At 65.5% G+C, this 18,419-nt stretch carries 16 protein-coding genes; 5 read left to right on the top strand and 11 right to left on the bottom strand.

Annotated elements, in window-relative coordinates:
- Nucleotides 1-32: 32 nt before the first annotated feature.
- Entirely contained in the window at nt 33-956 is a 924-nt protein-coding gene (locus CAL22_RS17910; protein WP_094815588.1) for a LysR substrate-binding domain-containing protein, read from the bottom strand.
- A 177-nt stretch (nt 957-1,133) separates the two neighbouring features.
- On the opposite strand from CAL22_RS17910, the gene CAL22_RS17905 reads away from it, so the two are divergent.
- Together CAL22_RS17905 and CAL22_RS17900 are read left to right on the top strand one after the other, a co-directional pair.
- Nucleotides 1,134-1,991, top strand: coding sequence for a class II aldolase/adducin family protein (locus tag CAL22_RS17905; RefSeq protein ID WP_094815587.1), 858 nt, complete (start codon nt 1,134-1,136; stop codon nt 1,989-1,991).
- A gap of 76 nt (nt 1,992-2,067) precedes the next feature.
- The gene (locus CAL22_RS17900; RefSeq protein WP_094815586.1) at nt 2,068-3,396 is read left to right on the top strand and encodes an MFS transporter; all 1,329 of its coding nucleotides are present in this window, start codon (nt 2,068-2,070) and stop codon (nt 3,394-3,396) included.
- Nucleotides 3,397-3,419: 23 nt separating this feature from the next.
- Here the strand turns inward: CAL22_RS17900 and CAL22_RS17895 are convergent, their stop codons facing one another.
- Nucleotides 3,420-4,085: a GntR family transcriptional regulator gene (locus CAL22_RS17895; RefSeq protein WP_094815585.1), complete on the bottom strand. Its 666-nt coding sequence runs from the start codon at nt 4,083-4,085 to the stop codon at nt 3,420-3,422.
- Between the two features lie 36 nt (nt 4,086-4,121).
- Here CAL22_RS17895 and CAL22_RS17890 point away from each other — a divergent pair, with 36 nt between their 5' ends.
- The 3 genes from CAL22_RS17890 to CAL22_RS17880 all read left to right on the top strand — a co-directional run bounded on the left by CAL22_RS17890 (nt 4,122) and on the right by CAL22_RS17880 (nt 7,183).
- Entirely contained in the window at nt 4,122-4,499 is a 378-nt protein-coding gene (locus CAL22_RS17890; RefSeq protein ID WP_094815584.1) for a hypothetical protein, read from the top strand.
- A 132-nt stretch (nt 4,500-4,631) separates the two neighbouring features.
- Nucleotides 4,632-6,185: a Rieske 2Fe-2S domain-containing protein gene (locus CAL22_RS17885; protein WP_094815583.1), complete on the top strand. Its 1,554-nt coding sequence runs from the start codon at nt 4,632-4,634 to the stop codon at nt 6,183-6,185.
- On the top strand, nt 6,182-7,183 hold the full coding sequence (locus tag CAL22_RS17880) for a PDR/VanB family oxidoreductase (RefSeq protein ID WP_094815582.1): 1,002 nt from the start codon (nt 6,182-6,184) through the stop codon (nt 7,181-7,183). The genes CAL22_RS17885 and CAL22_RS17880 overlap by 4 nt, the downstream gene beginning before the upstream one ends.
- A gap of 90 nt (nt 7,184-7,273) precedes the next feature.
- On the opposite strand, the gene CAL22_RS17875 is transcribed toward CAL22_RS17880, so the two are convergent.
- The 9 genes from CAL22_RS17875 to CAL22_RS17835 all read right to left on the bottom strand — a co-directional run bounded on the left by CAL22_RS17875 (nt 7,274) and on the right by CAL22_RS17835 (nt 18,417).
- A complete protein-coding gene (locus CAL22_RS17875; RefSeq protein ID WP_094815581.1) occupies nt 7,274-8,584 on the bottom strand; it encodes an FAD-binding oxidoreductase in 1,311 nt (436 codons plus the stop codon).
- Nucleotides 8,581-10,029: a sulfatase-like hydrolase/transferase gene (locus CAL22_RS17870; RefSeq protein ID WP_094815580.1), complete on the bottom strand. Its 1,449-nt coding sequence runs from the start codon at nt 10,027-10,029 to the stop codon at nt 8,581-8,583. Before CAL22_RS17870 ends, CAL22_RS17875 begins: the two co-directional genes overlap by 4 nt.
- A 38-nt stretch (nt 10,030-10,067) precedes the next feature.
- Nucleotides 10,068-11,039, bottom strand: coding sequence for a Bug family tripartite tricarboxylate transporter substrate binding protein (locus tag CAL22_RS17865; protein WP_094815579.1), 972 nt, complete (start codon nt 11,037-11,039; stop codon nt 10,068-10,070).
- A 170-nt stretch (nt 11,040-11,209) separates the two neighbouring features.
- A complete protein-coding gene (locus tag CAL22_RS17860) occupies nt 11,210-12,520 on the bottom strand; it encodes an NtaA/DmoA family FMN-dependent monooxygenase (RefSeq protein WP_167383678.1) in 1,311 nt (436 codons plus the stop codon).
- A gap of 28 nt (nt 12,521-12,548) precedes the next feature.
- Nucleotides 12,549-13,394: an isocitrate lyase/phosphoenolpyruvate mutase family protein gene (locus CAL22_RS17855; RefSeq protein ID WP_094815577.1), complete on the bottom strand. Its 846-nt coding sequence runs from the start codon at nt 13,392-13,394 to the stop codon at nt 12,549-12,551.
- An 11-nt stretch (nt 13,395-13,405) separates the two neighbouring features.
- Nucleotides 13,406-14,641, bottom strand: coding sequence for an acyl-CoA dehydrogenase (locus tag CAL22_RS17850; protein ID WP_094815576.1), 1,236 nt, complete (start codon nt 14,639-14,641; stop codon nt 13,406-13,408).
- A gap of 67 nt (nt 14,642-14,708) precedes the next feature.
- On the bottom strand, nt 14,709-16,421 hold the full coding sequence (locus CAL22_RS17845; protein WP_094815574.1) for an ABC transporter ATP-binding protein: 1,713 nt from the start codon (nt 16,419-16,421) through the stop codon (nt 14,709-14,711).
- On the bottom strand, nt 16,421-17,380 hold the full coding sequence (locus CAL22_RS17840; protein WP_094815572.1) for an ABC transporter permease: 960 nt from the start codon (nt 17,378-17,380) through the stop codon (nt 16,421-16,423). Before CAL22_RS17840 ends, CAL22_RS17845 begins: the two co-directional genes overlap by 1 nt.
- On the bottom strand, nt 17,380-18,417 hold the full coding sequence (locus CAL22_RS17835; RefSeq protein ID WP_094815570.1) for an ABC transporter permease: 1,038 nt from the start codon (nt 18,415-18,417) through the stop codon (nt 17,380-17,382). Before CAL22_RS17835 ends, CAL22_RS17840 begins: the two co-directional genes overlap by 1 nt.
- Between the last annotated feature and the right edge of the window lie 2 nt (nt 18,418-18,419).

Genomic DNA, 18,419 nt, shown 5'->3' with positions numbered 1-18,419 from the left:
CGGTTTGGCTGGGGCCGGCAGCGTCAACGCGCCTACGCCGGTCGGGAGTCTGCCCCGCCTGCCTGATCCGCCGCCCGGATCTCTTCCATCAGCCAGTCCTTGAAGCGTTTGATCTTGTCGACGCGGCGCTCGGTGCTGCGTTGCGAGAAGAAGTGGTTCTCGCGGGTGATGCGGGCAAAGGCGGATTTGCCGGCCTGCACGAGTTCGCCGCGCGCGAGTTCGCGTTCGGCAAAGCGCGTGGTTTCCAGCGCGATGCCCATGCCGTCGACGGCGGCCGAGATGGATAGCGCGCCGCGGTCAAAGGAGGTGCGGGGCCGCGAGGGCAGGGTCAGGCCGTTGAGGACGAACCAGTCGTTCCAGCGCACCTGGCTGAGCGCCGAGTCGATGAGCGGGGCGGACTCCATGATCTGCCGCCAGGTATGCCGGCGCGTTTTCAGGGCCGGCGCGCACATGGGGATGATGTCTTCTTTGCCCAGTGCGGTGACGTCCACGCCCGAGGGCCGCAGGGCCAGGCCGTAGGAGATGGCGACGTCGACTTCGCGCGCCTGGGTGAGGTCCATGGGTTCGGACCCGCTGGACAAGCGGATGGTGATGTCCGGGTTCTTGGTCATGAAGCCCGGCAGGCGCGGGCCCAGCCATTTGACGGCCAGGCTGGGCGCGCAATACACCGACAGCACCTGGCCGGCCGGCGCGAGCTCGACCTCGGCGCAGCAGGCTTCCAGCGCGTTGAGGATGCGTGTCAGGCTCTCGAGCAGGCGGCGGCCTTCGGGCGTGGGCTCGACCTGGCGGTGGCTGCGCCAGAACAGGGGCTTGCCAAAGAGCGCTTCGAGTTCGCGCACCTGATGGCTGATCGCCGAGGGCGTCAGGTGCAGCTCCTGCGCGGCGAGCGTGAAACTCTGCAGGCGGGCGGCGGCCTCGAAAGCGCGCAACAGCACGAAGTTGGGGATTTTTCTCATCGGTGACGTCGTGCCTGGGTGCGCCCGGTGGCGGATAGGGGGATTTCAGATGAATCGTATTCATCTGAACATGAACATCTATCGTTTGTCCTGCGGTCCTTGTGGCGTTGATGATAGTGCCAGCCAACTCAAGGCTCAACCGAGCGTTGGGCCTCATCGCTTACTCAAGGAGACCTTATGTCCGCCGTACTGGATCGCCCTCGCAGTCATTCGACCGTGTTGCCAAAACTGCCCGATGGGCGCGTGTCGATCTACGAGCCGCAGCAGCCAGGGTTGATCTATCCGCAGTTGCCGGAGTTCGCCAATGTGGCCGAGGAACGGTTGCATCTGAAGCAGCGCCTGGTGGCGGCCTGCCGCGCCTTTGGCAAGGAGGGTTTTGACTACGGATTCGCGGGCCATTTGACGGTACGCGATCCGGAACATCCCGAGCTGTACTGGACCAACCCGATGTGCGTGCATTTCAACGACGTCAAAGTCTCGAATCTCATCCTGGCCGACCACAAGGGGCGCGTGGTCGAGGGCCGCCACGCGCTCAATCGTGCGGGCTTCGTACTGCACGCGGCTGTGCATGAGGCCCACCCGGACATCGTGGCCATGTGCCATGCGCACACGGTGTACGGCACGGCCTTCTCGGCGCTGGGTATTCCCCTGGCGCCCATCTCGCAGGATGCGGCCGCCTTCTTCGAGGACCATGTGGTCATCAAGAGCGAAGCCGGACAGGTGGCGGTCGAGGAGCGGGCCGGCCTGGCGGTGTGTGACTGGTTCAAGGGCGTGCGCGCGGCGATTCATCAGAATCATGGCCTGCTGACGGCGAGCCGGTTCGGCATCGAGTCGGCGGCGTTCTGGTTCATCGCGCTGGAGCGTTGCTGCCGGCAGCAGCTGATGGTGGAGGCCTCGGGCCACAAGCCTGCGCTCGTGCCGCCGGACAAGTCGCGCTACAGCCGCGAGCACGTGGGTTCGGAGTACATCGGCTGGCTGCATTTCCAGCCGATCTATGAGCATCTGGCTGCCACGCAGCCGGATATGTTCGAGTAGTCGAACACCCGTAGTGCAGCCCCGGCCGTCCAGCGGATCGGGGCATTCCAACACTCATAATATCTGGAGACAAACCATGAACGGCGATATCGCTGCGCAGCCACTCGTCAGTACAGATGAAGAATCCGCCACCTATGCGAAGGTGGCCTGGCGCTTACTACCGTTTCTGTTTCTCTGTTATCTCTGTGCCTACCTGGATCGCATCAACGTCAGTTTCGCCAAGCTGCAGATGGCCAACGAGCTGGCGTTAAGCGATGCGGTCTATGGTCTGGGCGCCGGGGTGTTCTTTATCGGCTATCTGATGTTCGAAGTGCCGAGCAACCTGATCCTGATGAAGGTGGGCGCACGGCGCTGGATTGCGCGCATCATGGTGACCTGGGGGCTGATATCGGCGTGCATGATGTTCGTGTCGGGGCCGGTCAGCTTTTATGTGTTGCGCTTTTTGCTGGGCGTGGCCGAGGCGGGCTTCATTCCGGCCATCTTGCTGTATTTGACCTACTGGTTTCCGAACAAACGGCGCAGCAAGGCGACGGCCTTGTTTCTGACCGGCATCCCCATGTCCGGCGTGATCGGCGGGCCGGTGTCGGGCTGGATCATGCACGCCATGCACGGCGCGAACGGCTGGTCTGGCTGGCAATGGCTGTTTCTGCTCGAAGGCTTGCCGACGGTGCTGATTGGCGTGGTCGCTTTTTTCTACCTCGATGATCGGGTCGAGGACGCGACATGGCTGTCCGATGCCGAGAAGGCGCGCATTCAGCGCGATCTGGCGGGCGAGCAACAAGGCAACCATCTGCACTCCATCCGTGATGGCCTGACCAATCCCCGGGTGTTGCTGCTGAGCGGGATCTACTTCTTCTTCACGATGGGGCTGTATGGCATCAGTTTCTGGTTGCCCAGTCTGGTCAAGGCCAGCGGGGTGACGGACACCTTGAACATCGGCCTGTTGTCGGCGGTGCCCTATCTGGTCGCGGTGCTGGGCATGATTGTGTTTAGCCGCAGTTCGGATGCGACGGGCGAGCGCCGCTGGCATTTGAGCATTGCCGGTCTGTTGGGGGCCGTGGGCCTGGCCGCCAGCGTCATCTATGCCAAGGACAGCACCTTCGCCTTGATCGCGCTGACCATCGGCACGGTTGGCGTCATGGCCACGATCTCGCAATTCTGGGTGCTGCCCCCGGCCATTTTGAGCGGCGGCGCGGCCGCGGCCGGTATCGCGCTGATCAATTCGGTGGGCAGTATTTCGGGCGTGGTCAGCCCCTATGCCATCGGTTGGGCCCAGACGGCGCATAACAGCACGGGAGCCGGCGTGATCGCGCTGGTGTGCTGTCTGGTCCTCGGCAGCATTTTGGTGTTTACCGTGCCCGCGCGCCTGGTCAATGTGCCGCGGCAGGACGCCGCACGCCGATAAGGAGACGCGCGATGCGCCGCCGCCTAGCGATCGAGGATGTCTTGCAACTGCCCGACCAGGTTCGAACGGGCGCGCTCGATATGTTGATCGCTCAGGCGCACGGCGAGTTTGGCGTCGCCGCTGGCGATGGCTTGGGCGATGGCGGCGTGCTCATCCCAGAGGGTGCTGCGATGCGCCGCGCTGCGATGGACCGCGCCCATCACGCGCCGCAGATGCACCCAGTAATGGCGCGCGCTTTCGCCGATCAGGGGGTTGCCGGAGGCGTCGTAAATGGCGTTGTGAAAGGCCAGATCGGATTCGATGTTGGTCTTGAGATCGGCGCTGCGGGCGGCGATGCGGCCGCGCTCGATGAGGGCGGGGTCGATAATGGCGCGGGCCTGGGCCGCCAGGCGCGCGGCCAGCGCATCGAGCGCGCCGCGGACTTCATACAGATGCGCGACCCAGGCGGGGTCGAGCTGCGTGACCTGCACGCCGCGTCCTGGCGCATCTTCGATGAAGCCATCTTTTTTCAGCAGGCGCAGCGCCTGGAGCACCGGTGAGCGCGAGACATGCAGTTGCTCGGCGATCTCTTCCTGGGTGATGCGTTCGCCAGGCGCGAGCGAGCCATCGGTGATCGCGTCCAGCAGGACGCGGTAGACGGAGTCGACGAAGTCGGTACGGACAGGGAGCTTTTCAGGATGCAGTTGCATGCTGAAATTCTAGCTTGGATACAGAGCTCGGAATACATGGATATCGATCGCATGCGTTCGGAACGGCGGTGGCGGCTGGTGGATCTGCTTGTCATCGCGGCGGTCTGCGCCAATGCCGGGCAGGTGCTTATCCGGGCTTATGGCGGCGGGCTGGCGCCGGTGGCGCAGGCAGGGCCTTGGTACGGCCTGGCGGCCGCCTACGGCGGCTTGTGTTGGGTGTCGGCCCATGTGGCGGGCAGGGGGCAATGGCTGGCGCGGGCGTTGTTCTGGTTGGTGGGCGCGGCCTGCCTGATGTTCATGGTGCAGAGCGAGTCCTGGCCGGCTGGGCCCGCCATGCACTGGTATGACTGGTTTGTGCTGGGCGCCTGTTCCGCGCTGTGCGGCGGGCTGGGGCGCGGGCCGGGCACGGGCTGACGGGCGCCCGGCACATATCCGGAAACACATGGCTAGGGATAACCCCTTGATTCAGCGGCCCAGATTTTAGCTATTCTTTGTATACAGAATTCAGAGTTCAAAATCTGGCCGTTTTTTTTGGAGAGAGACGAGATGAGTTCGAAGATTCAGGATCAGCACGAACGCGCGGTCAGCACCGGCGGCACCACGGTGAAAAAACTGATCCCTTACGGCGGTTACTTCACCAACAGCGTGCCCGGGCACGATCCGGAACTGACCGAGGTCGGCCCCGGCACGCCGGCCGGCGAGTACTTGCGACGCTTCTGGCATCCGGTCTGTATGTCGCTGGAGCTCACCGACACGCCGCGCTTTCTCAAGATCATGGGTGAGGAGCTCGTGGCGTTTCGCGATGGCAGCGGCAGCATTGGTCTGCTGCATGCCCACTGCGTGCATCGCGGTGCCTCCCTGGAGTACGGCAAGATCGAGCAGCACGGAATCTCATGCTGCTATCACGGCATGGTCTTCGACGTGGATGGCACCTGCCTGCGGGTGCCGTTTCCCGAGGGCGAGGAGGAGGAGGGCGAGCGCTATCGCTGCTCTATCCGTCAGGGGGCGTACAAGGCGTTCGAGCGCAACGGTCTGGTGTTTGCCTACATGGGGCCGCCCGACGAGGAGCCGCCTTTCCCGGAATGGGAGGGGGACTTCACCGTCGCGGAAACGGACGAGCTGGTGCCTTATAGCAATTTCCAGCACTGCAACTGGCTGCAGGTGCAGGACAACGCGGCCGACAACTATCACACGATGGCGCTGCACGCGAAGCGGCAAGTCACGGGCGAGCATTTCCAGGGCACGACCTTCGACGAGGTGGGCGCGGCGACCATGGAAGTGCCGCCGGATATGCAGTTCGTGCCCGTGCACGGCGGACGCAGCCTGGCCTGCGCCGGCGCGCGCCGCTCGGATGACGAGCGCATGCATATCCGCGTGCAGCATCAGGTGCTGCCCAACTTCAGCCTGCATGCTTACACGTCCGAAGATGGCAAGAAGAAGAAGCTCTTCAGCCGCTTTCATATGATCCGCTGGACGGTGCCGGTCGATGATCACAACAGCAAGATGATCGGCTGGCGCGTCATGGGCCCGGGCGTGGACACGCGTGGCATTGGCGACAAGAGCATGGTGGGCTATGAAACCATCGACTTTCTGGAGGGCCAGGTCGCCATGCGCCGGCCGGAGCGCTTCGGCCAATATGCGCTCGAAGATCTTCCGCCCATCCCGTCCGACCACCGCGCCCGCGCCCATTACAAGGATTGCCAGTACGCGCCGGGCGACTATGAAGCCATCATCAGCCAGCGGCCCATCGCGGTGCATGCGCTGGAGAACCCGACAAAATTCGACGCGGGCTTGTATGTGTTCCGCAAGCTGCTGCGCGATGCCGTGCGGGGCAAGAACCCCAACGCCAGCCCGGAGCAGTTCGCGCAATGGCTGCGCGATTGCTCCGGCAATCCCAATAGCTACTGCTCGGGGAATGTGTTCGAGCTGCCGGTGGGCCGAACCACGGAAGAGGAAATCACCTTGCGCCGCCACCTCGCCCGCCAGGTGGTACAGATCATCACCGAGGCCGACGGCCTGCGCGGCGCGCAGCGGCACGCCTTTGTGACCGAGAAAATGGAAGCCCTGCAGCAGGAAGTGCTGGCGCGGAGAATGGCTTGAACGCGCCGGCTTCCTCGACCGCCTTGCAGGCCATGGCCGGCCTGGACATCATCGAGGTCCAACTGCGGGCCATACGCCTGCAGGCGCAGGGAATTCTTGCCTTCGAGTTCACCCATCCGGACGGCGCGGAATTACCCGCCGCGCAGGCGGGCGCGCATATCGACGTGCATCTGCCCGGCGGACAGGTGCGCTCCTATTCGCTGGCGGGCGACCCGGCGGACCGTTCGCGCTGGATATTGGGCGTCCTGCGCGAGCCCAAGAGCCGGGGCGGCTCGCGCGCCATGCATGAGAGCTTGCGGGTGGGCGACATCGTCAAGGTGGGGCTGCCGCGCAATGCCTTCGGGCTGTCGCCCGACGGGGAGCATGCCGTGCTGCTGGCTGGCGGTATCGGCATTACGCCGCTCAAGGCCATGGCCCATGCCCTGGCCGCGCAGGGCCGCTCGTTCGAGCTGCATTACTGTGCCCGCACCGCGGGCCATGCGGCCTTCGTGGACGAGTTGCGGGCGCTGCTGCCCGAAGGGCGGCTGCATCTGCACTTTGATGAGGGCGACAGCAGCAAGGGTCTGGACATTGCCGCCCTGCTGGCCGGTGATGAGGCGGGCCGCCACGTCTACTACTGCGGGCCTACCGGTTTCATGGCCGCATGCGCGCAGGCCAGCAGCCATTGGCCCGCCGCGGCGGTGCACAGCGAGCACTTCAAGGCGCCCGAAGTGGTGCGTCCTGAAGGCGCTGCCGATGGCAGTTTCGACGTCGAGCTGTCCCGCAGCGGCGTGACGGTGACGGTGCAGCCGGATCAGACGATCGTGCGGGCGATGGAGCTGGCGGGCTTGCGTGTGCCGACCTCCTGCCTGTCGGGCTTGTGCGGGGCTTGCAAGGTGGACTACCTCGAAGGAGAGGTGGACCACCGCGACTTCGTGTTGAGCGACGAAGAGAAGGAGCATTGCCTGACGGTCTGCTGCTCGCGGGCCAAGAGCGCCAGGCTGGTGCTGGATTACTGAGCGTGCCGGTGTGTGCCACGGGCTGGCCTGCGGAGGCACGTACACACCGCAGGCCAGCCTGGCCGCTCATGCGGCCGCCGGCTGCGACGATCAGTCGAAGATGCGGCCGGGGTTGAGCGTATTGTCCGGGTCCAGCGCCCGTTTGATGCGCTGCAGCAGTTGCAGTTCGCCGGCGCTGCGCGTGTAGCCGAGGAAGGGCTTTTTCAGAAAGCCGATACCGTGTTCGGCGCTGATGGTGCCCTGGCGGCCCCGCAAGGCGCTGTAGACGATCTCTTCGACATTGAACCATTCGCTCTCCGGATGCGGACCGGTGAGGATATGGATGTTGTTGTCGCCCAGGTGACCCATGAACAGATGCCGGGCTTGCGGGTAGCGCTGCTGCAGGGCGCGTTGGACCTGCTCCACGAAGTCGGGCATTTGGGCCATCGGTAAGCCGCAGTCGAAATTGACCGTGGGCTTGAGCGTGGACATCAGTTCCGGGATGCTCTCGCGCAGGCGCCAGAATTTGTCGGCGTCGGCCAGGCTCGCGGCCACGGCGCAGTCGGTCACCAGGCCATCGTCGTAGGCGCGGGTAAGCGCGGCCTCCAGGTTGGCGTGCGCGTCGGCGCCGCCGCTGGCCTGGATAAGGACACTCCATGCGCTGCCCGGACCCAGCGGAGAGGCCACGCCGGTCAGTTCGCTAGCCTGTTGCAGGAACTCCGCTGACATGAATTCGTAAGCGGTCAGCTGCGGGCCGAGCGTGACCCTCAGGTGACGCAGCAGGGCGGACAGCGAGGCGATGTCGGGAACCTGGGCCAGGGCCGTGGCCGATGCGCCAGGCGGGGGCTGCAGCCGCAGCGTCAGGCGGGTAATGATGCCCAGGGTGCCTTCCGAACCGATGAACAGAAAGCGCAGGTCCAGGCCGGAGCTGTTCTTGACCAGCCGGGTCAGCGAGGTGACGATCTCGCCATCGGCGAGCACGGCTTCGATGCCGAGCACCGAGTCGCGCAGGGTGCCATAGCGCAGCACCTGGGTACCCCCGGCATTGGTGGCGGCATTGCCGCCGATCTGGCAACTGCCGCGAGCCGCGAAATCCACAGGGAAAAACCAGCCGGCGGCAGCGGCGGCTTCTTGCACCTGTTGCAGGGTCGCGCCGGCCTGCACCTGCATGATGCCTTCGACGTCGTCCACATACTCGATGCGGTTCATGCGGCCCATGTTGATGACGACGTCGCCATCGGCGGGCACGGCGCCGCCAGCCAGGCCGGTCAGACCGCCCTGTACGGTAATGTGCTTGCCCTCGCGCCGCGCCTGACGCACCAGGGCGGCGACCTCGTCGGTGCTGGCAGGCTGGTGCACGGTTTGCGGCACGCCGCGGGTCAGGCCGCTCCAGTCGCGCAGATAGCGCTCATCGACAGTCATGCCTGCTTCTCCACGACCGGCGCAGGCGTGGCGCTGCTCGAACCCATGGTCGAGGCGATCTCCGCGCCGCCCAGCCGTTCGATCAGCGCGGCCTGATCCGCCTTGGCCTGGCGATCCACGTCCTCGGGATTGCAGATCGCGTACAGCGCGGCCTTCATATCCGCCAGCACCGTGGCATAGGCGGGGTCCGCGGCCAGGTCATGCAGCTCTTCGGGGTCCTGCTCGAGGTTGAAGAGCTCCGGCTCGAAACGAACATAGTGGTGATACTTCCACGGGCCTTTGCGGAGCATGAAGCCGGCGGTATTGCTGCCGGCGGCGTGATACTCGCTCAGAATGGCGCGCTGCGGATCGGTGGGCTGGCCGGCGAGGGCAAACAGAGAGACTCCCGGGCGTTGATCCCTATACGGCCCGGCATCCAGGCCCACGGCCTGCAGTATGGTGGGGAACAGATCGAGCAAGTCCACGGGGGTCTCGCACACCCCGGGGGTGACGTCGGGGCCAGCCAGCAGCATGGGGATCCCCACGCTTTCCTGATAGAGGGTGGATTTGCCCCACAGGCCGCGGGCGCCGACATTGTCGCCGTGGTCGGAGGTGTAGACCACATGGGTGGAATCCTTCAGCCCCAGGGTTTCCAGCTCGCTCAGGATGCGCCCGACATTGCTGTCCAGAAAACTGCAGAGCGCGTAATAAGCCAGGAAAGCATTCACGCGCTCGTTCTCATCGGCAAAGGTCTCTTCGCTGCGTTCGAACTCGGCATAGGCCTGCACCCAGGGATGGCGCTCGTAGCCCTGCTTGGGATGCAGTTTGGCCTCGGGAATCTGCCGCGCCTCATACAGGGCGAAGAAGGCTTGCGGCGCGATGAGCGGGAAGTGCGGCGCGACCAGGCCCACGTATAGGGCAAAGGGTTGATCCTTGGCGGCGGCATCGCGCAGCCAGTCCAGGGTGCGCTCGGTCACCGAACGATCGTAGGCGGTATAGGGCGACTCGCCGATACCGATGCGATCGCCCAGCATGCGCTTGCGGCCCTGCGAGGGCAGATACGGGTCGCGTATCGACGCCCAGACCATGCCGTGGCCGCCCAACACGTGCATGGGGATATGCTCGGCATCGAAGCCGACCGGGTCTTCTTCGTTGCGATAGTGCAGCTTGCCTATGCTTTCGACCCGCACGCCATGCGCCTGCAGGGCATGCCCCCAGCCGGAAGGATCGCCGATGTAGGGCATGGCGTTGTCCCAATGCCGGGTCTGGTGCACACGCCGCCCGGTCGCAAAGGCCGCCCGGGCCGGCACGCAGATGGGGCTGGGCGTATAGGCGTTGGGAAAGCGCACGCCGCGGGCGGCCAGGGCATCGAGGTGCGGGGTTTGGATAAACGGATGTCCGGAGCAGCCCATGAATGCGGGGTTGTGCTCATCCGACATGATGACGACGATGTTTCTGCCTTTCATTGCATTTCCTAAAGATCGCTGGGGCGTTCGTGCCCGTGTCACGCTTCGGGCACGTAGCCGCTTTCCTTGACCACGCCAGACCAGAACTGGCTTTCCTGCTGTAGCTGCTGTTGCAAGCGCGCCGGGGCGGTGACCAGGGGTTCGAAGAACTGCTGGCGCATGATGTCTTCGAAACCTTGCGACTGCACCGCGCCGGCCATGGCCTTGGCCAGCGCCTGCCCCACGGCCTGGGGCATGTCCTTGCGGCCCAGCAGCATGAAGTATTCCGACTGGGTGAGCGTGGGGTAGCCGGCGGCGGCGAAGGTGGGCACGTCCTGCAGAGCGGGCGACGGCGCCGAACCGGTGGTCGCCAGAATGCGGATCTTGCCCGCCTTGTGCATGGGGATGAGGTTGGGCAGGGTGGTGATCAGCGCCGGCAGCACGCCGCCCATGGTGTCGGTCAGCGCGAGCGACCCGCCTTTGTAGGGGATGGGCGTGAGCGGCACCTTGCTCGCGGTCGCAAGCATCATGCCCAGAAACTGCATCACCGTGCCCGCGCCCGGCGTGCCGTATACGGCGAATTTGGGATCCCGGCGGGCCAGCGCCAGAAACTCGGCCAAAGTTTTGGCGGGGCTGTCGGCGCCCACGGCAAAACCGAAATCAAATTTGCAGGCGGTGCCCAACGGGGTGAAGTCGGCCGGCTGATAATGGATGGATTTGTACAGGTAGGGATAGAGCGTCAGATTGGTCGACGGCGTGAACAACAGCGTATTGCCGTCGTTGGCTGCGTTGAGCAGCGCGTCGACGGCGATACGGCCGCCGGCGCCCGCCTTGTTCTCCACGATCATGCTGTAGCCCGCGGCGCGCATGCCCTCGGCCAGCGCCCGCGCGACCAGGTCTATCGCCCCGCCGGGAGCGAACCCGACCAAAAGGCGGATAGGGGAGCTGGCTTTAGGCTGCGCGATCGGCAGCGCACTACAGCAAACGGCCGCGCCCAGGGCGCGCAGCAGATGTCTGCGGGGGATGTTCATCATTGTCTCCGTATCGGCACTTGTGGACGTGCCTGCTTAGCCGAAAGCGTAAGGTTGGACCAAGCGAGAGGACAAATATTATTTTTCGTGCGGCGATATAGGTTTTATCTTATATCGCTACCTCCACCTGCACCCGGTCCTGGCAGGCAGACGCGTTGCCGCGCCCGGGCTTAGCGCAGGTGGATGTTCTGCGGTCGTCGCAGGCCCAGGTTTTCACGCAGCGTCTTGCCCGGATAGGCGCCGCGGAAGATGCCGCGCCGCTTCAGTTCAGGCAACACGTGGTCGACCACATCGCGCAGGCCGTCGATCAGGCGCGGTTGGATCAGGGCAAAGCCGTCCGTGGCCTCGGCCTCCAGCCAAGCCTGGAAATCGTCGGCGATGGATTGGGTGGTGCCCACCAGCGGCCGGTGCCCTAGGCCTACCGAGACGCGATAGGCGGTCTGTCGGATCGTCAGGCCATGCGTGAGCGCATGGTGCGCGATGGCCGCGGAGCGGCCGCTGGAAAATCGCACCACGTAGTCCTCGGGGAAAGGGTCGTCGAGGTCGTGGCCCGGGAAGTCGATGCCCATGTTGCGCAAGGCGACTTCGATCGGCCAGAGCGAGCTGACCTGCTCCAGTTTCGCTTCGGCCTCTTGCTGGGTTTCTCCCCAGACGACGGCCACACCGGTCAGGATGACGACATCTTCGGGGCGGCGGCCGGCCGACACCGCGTGGTCCTTGATGGCGCGCCAGGTACGCTGGCCGGCCTCGATGGAGTAGTTGGCGCAGTAGATGACGTCGGCCGTCTCCGCGCCCAGCGCCAGGCCCGCGGGCGAGGTGCCCGCCTGTGCGATGATGGGGTGCCCCTGGGGCGGCCGCTCCAGCTTCAACGGCTGGTCGGCACGGTAATAACCATTGTCGATGGCGGGCGCGTGGATCTTGTCCAGGTCGATGTAGCGGCCGCGCGCCTTGTCGCGGATCACGGCGTCGTCTTCGAAGCTATCGACCAGCGCCAGCGTCGTATCGATGAAGGCGCGGGCGCGCTGATACTTGGTGTCTTCGGCGTCCGGTTGATGGATGCCCAGGTTGTAGCCGCCCGGCCCCGGGGTGGTGACGACATTCCAGCCGGCGCGGCCATGGCTGATGTGGTCCAGGGAGACGAGCTGGCGGGCCAGATGCGTGGGCTCGTTGTCGGCAACCGAGGCGGTATAGATCAGGCCGATGTGCTGGGTGCGCGCAGCCAGCGCGGCCATCATGGTCACCGGCTCGAAAGTCGATACGGACCACAGCGACTCCACGACCTCCTTGGGGCCGGTGGGGAAACTGGCGCCGTCGGCCAGGAACAGGGTTTCGATGCCCGCGCTTTCGGCCAACTGGGCGTACTCGATGAAGTACTCGATGTTCAGGCTGTCGTGCGCGGAGAACTCGGGGACACGCCAGGATTGGGAGTTCGAGCCCGAGAAGATAAAGCCCGCCAGTTTCAGCGTTTTCTTGTCTGCCATATCAGTGTCTCTGTGTATCGATGGACCGTCAGGCGGCGCCCGCCGGCGCGCGGCCGCTTTCGATCGCGGCATCGAGGTCGACGGCTTGCGCCTGGGCAATGCCCTGGTCGGCCTCGATGCGTAGCAGCTTGTCCCGTATCGCCGCATAGGCCTCGCGGATCAAGAGCGTGCCCAGCGACGCGCGGCTCACGCCCAGTTCGCGCCAGCGCCGCAGGTCCAGGCCTTCGCGCGCCACCAGGGTCAGGGGCCGGGGAATGCCCGCTACGAGTTCGGCGATTTGTTCTTCGCTCAAGTTCCCGGCGGCGACATAGATGCCGTCGGCGCCCGCCTCCACATACAGCCGGGCGCGCCGTATCGCTTCGCGCACCGACACTTCCGGCTCCACGCCTGGGTGCTGCAAGAACAGGTCCGTGCGCCCGTTGAGAAAGAAGCCTGGCAGGTGCGCGTCGGCGGCGCGGCGCGCGGCTTCAATCCGGCGTGCATGATCTTCGGCGTCGGCCAGGGGGCGATGATGGCCGGCGCGGCTGTCCTCGATGTTGGCGCCCGCCGCGCCAGCGGCGATGATGCGCGCGATGGCCTGCCCGACGCCGCCTGCCACCTCCGGGTAGCCATCTTCCAGATCGATGACCAGTGGCACGGGCACCGCGCCGGCGATGATGCGGATCTGCGCTTCGAGCATCTCGAATGTCACGCGTTCGCTGGCCTTGATGCCCAGGGCTTGGCCCAGGGCGGCGCTGGAGGTGGCGACGGCGCGGTGGCCGGCTGCCAGTGCGGCCAGGGCCGACATGGCATCCCAGACCGTGGGCATGACAAAGAGCGAGCGATGCAATTGGTGAAGCTGGGCCGCCTTATCGGCGAGGTCGTTGCGTGGCATGCGGGGTCTCGTTAGAAAAAGCCCAGCCGGGGCAGCGGCACGTTGTTGAGTGTGCGATTACCCAGGGCGAAAGCTTTGTAGCTGGCGGGGTTGTGACTGGATACTGTGCGCAGATTGCGCCAATGCCGATCCAGATTCTTTTCCCTCAGGGTCGAGGAGGCGCCCGCCACGTCGAAAAGCGCGGTCGCTGCGGCATGGGCGATGCGGTCGACCAGGATCTTGGCTTTGGCGGCGGCCGCGGCCGCTTCCTGTGTCAGATGCTGTTGCTCGTCAGGCGCGGCGCCGGCGGCCATCGCGGCGGCGGCCCGATCCAGGAAATCCGCCGCCGCCAGCACGATGGCGCGCGCGCCGAAGGCGTCGGCCTGACGTTCGCCCAGTCCCTGCAGCAAAATGGGATCGTCGTTGGCATGCTCGGCCGGGGCAAAGTAGTACGTGCGTTTGCGCCGCGCGAGCAGCTCGGCCGCATCGCGGGCGACGCTGGCCACAATGCCGGCGACCACGCCGGTGAGCACCAGTTGTGCCGTGGTGGACGACAGCGGCGCGGCTTCAGGCGGGATCGCTTCGGCAGAGATGATCTCCTGCGGCTCGATGCGCACGTCGTGAAACAGCGTGGTGCCGGTCGCGGTCAGGCGTTGTCCCATGCCCGTCCAATCATCCAGCCGCTCGATGCCGGCGCGATCCGCCGGCACGATGGCCGAGGCATTGCTGCCATCTTCCCGGGAGCCGGTGACCAGTATCCAATCGGCGTACAGCACGCCGGTGGAGTAGAACTTGCGGCCAGAAAAGCGGAAATGGTCGCCCGCCGGCCGGAAGGTCGAGGAAAAGCGGCTGCTGCCGCCCGTCTGCGCGCGGTCCAGTTCGGTCGCGGCCAGGCTCAAAAGGTCACCTTGGGCCAGCCGGGCGCGCAGGCGCAGCAGCGCGGCATCGCGGGTCGGCGCGATGCCCACACGCTCGAGCAGCATGGTGTGATTGCGCCAGATGTGCGCGATGTTGGGGTCGGCCTCGGCGAGATCGATGAGAGAGGCCATGACCTCAGCGATGCTGGCGCCCGCGCCGCCGAGGGCAATGGGCAGGCGCCGCGCGCCGAATCTGAGCGCCTTGAGTTCGGCGATCTCGGCGTAGGGCAGCAGACGTTCGGCGTCCCGGGCGCTGGCGCCGAGGCGCAGCTTATCGAGAAAGCCGGGCGGCAGCGCTGCCGGCGGCGTGAGGGGATCCGGCAAGGGAGTCAGGCGTGGCGAGTCGGGCATACGGCTTAACGGTAGAAGGAGGTGGGCCGGGCGGCAGCGGCCGGCGGACAAGGTCGGGGAACGCGCGTCAAGCGGCCTGCCGCGCACCGTCCGGGACCCAGGCCCCGCTGGCCGCGGCGATCAGACTACGTGTGTAGTCTGTCTGAGGGGCGGTCCAGATCTGGCGATGGTCGGCCTGTTCGACGATGCGGGCGTCTTTCATGACGGCAACGCGGTCCGAGATGTATTGCACGACAGCCAGGTCATGCGAGATGAACAAATACGACAGGCCGAGTTCACGCTTGAGATCGACCAGCAGGTTGAGAATCTGCGCCTGGATGGATACGTCCAGTGCCGAGACGGGCTCGTCGCAGATCACCAGGGATGGGCGCAGGATCAGGGCGCGGGCTATGCCGATACGCTGACGCTGCCCGCCGGAGAACTCGTGCGGATAGCGCGCCAGCGCCGACTGCGGCAAGCCGACGTGGTCCAGGGTGTCGCTGACCAGCCGCCGCCGCTCATGGCGGTCTTTGTAGCCATGCACGAGCAGCGGCGTCTCCAGGATCTGGCTCACGCATTTGCGCGGGTTCAATGAGCCGAAGGGATCCTGGAAGATCATCTGCATGCGGCGGCGCTGCTGCCGCAACTGGCTTGCAGAAAGCCGGGCCAGGTCCTGGCCCTCAAAGAGGATCTCTCCACTGAATGGGACCAATTGCATGAGCGCCTTGGACAGGGTGGACTTGCCGCTGCCGGACTCGCCGACAATACCCAGGGTCTCGCCGGTGGCGATGCTCAGCGAGACCCGGTCCAGGGCGCGCTTGCCGGCCGACGCGTAGTCCACGCTCAGGTTGTCGATGCGCACGAGTTCGGTGGCGCCGGCCGGCCGTGGGCCTGGGAGCGCGCTGACCGGGGGTTTGATGCGGAAGTCCTGGCCGCCGTCGTCGCGTTTGACGGCCTTGATCTCCGCCAGCGACGAGGTGCTGTAATGCACGCCGCGCTCCAGCCGCACCGATGCCTGCATCAGGCCTTGCGTGTAGGGGTGGCGCAGGGGCAGACCCAGGTCGGCCGTGGCGAACGCTTCGAGCTTGACGCCCTGATGCATGACCAAGGTGCGGTCGCTCCAGCGGGCAACGACACTCAGATCGTGCGTGATCAGCAGCACCGCCATGTTCAGTTCACGACGCAATTGGTCTATCAACGCCAGTACCTGGGCCTGCACCGTGGCATCGAGCGCGGTGGTCGGTTCGTCGGCGATCAGCAATTTCGGTCTTAGCGCGATGGCCATGGCGATCATGACGCGCTGGCGCTGTCCGCCGGACAGTTGATGCGGGTAGTCGTGCGCGCGCGTCGCGGCGTGGGGGATGCGTACCTGGTCCAGCGCGGCAACGGCGCGCGCCCAGGCGTGGGCATGGGGCAGGCGCTCGTGACGTTGTATGGCCTCGGCGATCTGCGCGCCGATAGACATGACCGGGTTGAGCGAGGTCATCGGCTCCTGGAAAATCATAGCCAGGCGATTGCCGCGCAGATCCGTCAGTTGCCGTTCGTCCAGGCTGCTGATGTCCTGACCGTTGAAACGTATGCTGCCGCCGGCAACCCGTGCCGAGGGCGGCAGCAGGCCCATGGCGGCCAGCGCGGTGAGGGATTTTCCCGAACCGGATTCGCCCACGATGGCCAGCGTTTCTCCGGCATGAAGCTCGAAGCTCAGATCACGTACGGGCTGCACCCCCGGGAACGCGATGGTCAGATGGGCAACGTCAAGAACGGGCGCGGTGGCGCGTGCGGCGGGTATCGGGGCAGACATCAGCGCGGCTCCCGCAGTCGAGGATTGAGCGCGTCGTTGATGGCATCGCCGACGAGATTGATCGCCATGACCGTGAGCACGATGGCCAGGCCCGGAATGGCAGTCAGATACCAGGAGCTGCGCAGATATTCGCGTCCCGCGCCGATCATGGTGCCCCAGGAAATGGCGTTGGGGTCGCCAAACCCCATGAAAGACAACGCTGCCTCCATCAGGATGGCCGACGCGACCAGCGTCGAGGCCGTGACGATGACGGCGGGCAGGGCATTGGGCAGGATGTCGGAGAAAATGATGCGCAGATTGCCGTAGCCCAGGCTGCGCGCCGCCACGACGTACTCGAGCTGTCGTTGGCTGCGGTATTCCGCGCGGACCAAGCGGGCGATATTGGGCCAGGTGATGAGCGCGATCGCCACGATGATGATCTTGATGGAGGTGGAGGTGATGGCCACGAGGACTACCAGCAGAACAAAGCTGGGCATGGTCTGAAAGATCTCCGTGAGCCGCGTGAGGCTGCGGTCGGTCCAGCCGCCGAAGTACCCAGCCAGGGCGCCGATGACGATACCCAACACCAGGCTGAGCGCTGCGGCCGCCAGCCCGACCAGCAAAGACACGCGGGTGCCATAGACCAGTCCCGTCAGCACATCGCGGCCGTAGCTGTCCGTGCCCAAGGGAAACGCGGCGTTCTGCCCAGGCCAGAGATGCGGCGCGCCGACAATGGCGAACGGATCCCCGGGGAAGAACACCGGCGCCAGCAAGGCGATGAGCGCCAGCGTGCCCAGGAATCCCAGCCCGATACGGGCATTGGGATTGCGCAGCAAGACGCGGGCCCAGCGGCGCGGGTCGTGGGGCGGCGCTTGCCGCAGACTGGCCACGGTGCGGGTGGATTCGCGGGCGTGAACATTGACCCAGTCTGGCTGGGGCGCGGCCGCGCCTTGGGGGGAGGAATCGGGCGAGGCGGCCATCAGTGAAGCTCGATGCGAGGGTCGAGCACAGCGTGCAGCAGATCCAGCACGATGTTGACCAGGATGACAAGAAGGGAAGAGAGCAGCAGTATCCCCATGAGCACAGTGAAGTCCCGCGCCATGATGGATTCGACGGCCAGTCGGCCGAGCCCCGGCCAACTGAACACCGTCTCGATGATGACCGCGCCGCCGAGAATGCCGCCGATATGCAGCCCGGCGAGTGTGGTGATGGGAATTAGCGCGTTGCGCAGGACATGGCGCACGCTGATGCGGGCAGGGCGCAAGCCTTTGGCCCGGGCGGTGCGCACGAAATCCTGCGAACGCACCTCGAGCATGGCGGCCCGGGTGATCCGGCTATAGATGGCGATATACAGCAAGGAGAGCGAGGTGACGGGCAACACCATGAAACGCGCTTTCTCGAGCACCGCACTCAAGCCGGTCGCGCTGGACCAGGCCGGCATGGCGCCGCCGCTGGGCAGCCATCCCAGATGGACCGAGAAAACGACGATCAGCATCAAGCCGATCCAGAATCCTGGTATCGAATAGAAGAACAGCACCAGGAAGGACAGCACCCGGTCGGGCAGTCGGCCGGCATGGTTGGCCATCACCACCCCGGCGGAAAGGCCCAGCGCCGTCGCGATCACAAGCGCGCAACTCATCAGCGCCAGCGTGCCGGGCAGGCGCTCCATGATCAACTGCATGACGGGCATGTTGAAGCGCGGCGAGACGCCCAGGTCAAGGTGCGCCAGATCGAACAGATAGTGGCCGAGCTGGGTCGCCACGCTCAGATTCAGGCCGAACTGCGTGCGCAGATCGTCCATCATCTCCTGCGTGGCCGCGCCGGATTCGGCCGCGATGGCCGTGGCCGCGTCGCCAGGCGCCAGCTGCAGCAGCAGAAAGTTCAGCACCACAATGCCGAGCACGGTCGGTACGGCGTCCAGGGTTCGTTTGCCGGCGATGCGCAGCGGTCGCGACAACCGGGACCAGAAACGTTGCACACGACCCGGGGCCCAGGCCGCGTCCGAAGTCAGGCGCATGG

It is taken from the genome of Bordetella genomosp. 12 (assembly GCF_002261355.1).
Lineage (GTDB): Bacteria > Pseudomonadota > Gammaproteobacteria > Burkholderiales > Burkholderiaceae_B > Bordetella.
This window is presented reverse-complemented; position numbering and strand designations above follow the sequence as displayed.

Excerpts from the sequence above, each read along its gene's own strand:
- CAL22_RS17870 (WP_094815580.1), bottom strand. The coding sequence starts at position 10,029 with ATGAAAGGCAGAAACATCGTCGTCATCATGTCGGATGAGCACAACCCC.
- CAL22_RS17865 (WP_094815579.1), bottom strand. The coding sequence starts at position 11,039 with ATGAACATCCCCCGCAGACATCTGCTGCGCGCCCTGGGCGCGGCCGTT.
- CAL22_RS17900 (WP_094815586.1), top strand. The coding sequence starts at position 2,068 with ATGAACGGCGATATCGCTGCGCAGCCACTCGTCAGTACAGATGAAGAA.
- CAL22_RS17910 (WP_094815588.1), bottom strand. The coding sequence starts at position 956 with ATGAGAAAAATCCCCAACTTCGTGCTGTTGCGCGCTTTCGAGGCCGCC.
- CAL22_RS17835 (WP_094815570.1), bottom strand. The coding sequence starts at position 18,417 with ATGCGCCTGACTTCGGACGCGGCCTGGGCCCCGGGTCGTGTGCAACGT.
- CAL22_RS17845 (WP_094815574.1), bottom strand. The coding sequence starts at position 16,421 with ATGTCTGCCCCGATACCCGCCGCACGCGCCACCGCGCCCGTTCTTGAC.
- CAL22_RS17875 (WP_094815581.1), bottom strand. The coding sequence starts at position 8,584 with ATGACTGTCGATGAGCGCTATCTGCGCGACTGGAGCGGCCTGACCCGC.
- CAL22_RS17860 (WP_167383678.1), bottom strand. The coding sequence starts at position 12,520 with ATGGCAGACAAGAAAACGCTGAAACTGGCGGGCTTTATCTTCTCGGGC.
- CAL22_RS17855 (WP_094815577.1), bottom strand. The coding sequence starts at position 13,394 with ATGCCACGCAACGACCTCGCCGATAAGGCGGCCCAGCTTCACCAATTG.
- CAL22_RS17895 (WP_094815585.1), bottom strand. The coding sequence starts at position 4,085 with ATGCAACTGCATCCTGAAAAGCTCCCTGTCCGTACCGACTTCGTCGAC.
- CAL22_RS17905 (WP_094815587.1), top strand. The coding sequence starts at position 1,134 with ATGTCCGCCGTACTGGATCGCCCTCGCAGTCATTCGACCGTGTTGCCA.
- CAL22_RS17840 (WP_094815572.1), bottom strand. The coding sequence starts at position 17,380 with ATGGCCGCCTCGCCCGATTCCTCCCCCCAAGGCGCGGCCGCGCCCCAG.
- CAL22_RS17850 (WP_094815576.1), bottom strand. The coding sequence starts at position 14,641 with ATGCCCGACTCGCCACGCCTGACTCCCTTGCCGGATCCCCTCACGCCG.
- CAL22_RS17890 (WP_094815584.1), top strand. The coding sequence starts at position 4,122 with ATGGATATCGATCGCATGCGTTCGGAACGGCGGTGGCGGCTGGTGGAT.
- CAL22_RS17885 (WP_094815583.1), top strand. The coding sequence starts at position 4,632 with ATGAGTTCGAAGATTCAGGATCAGCACGAACGCGCGGTCAGCACCGGC.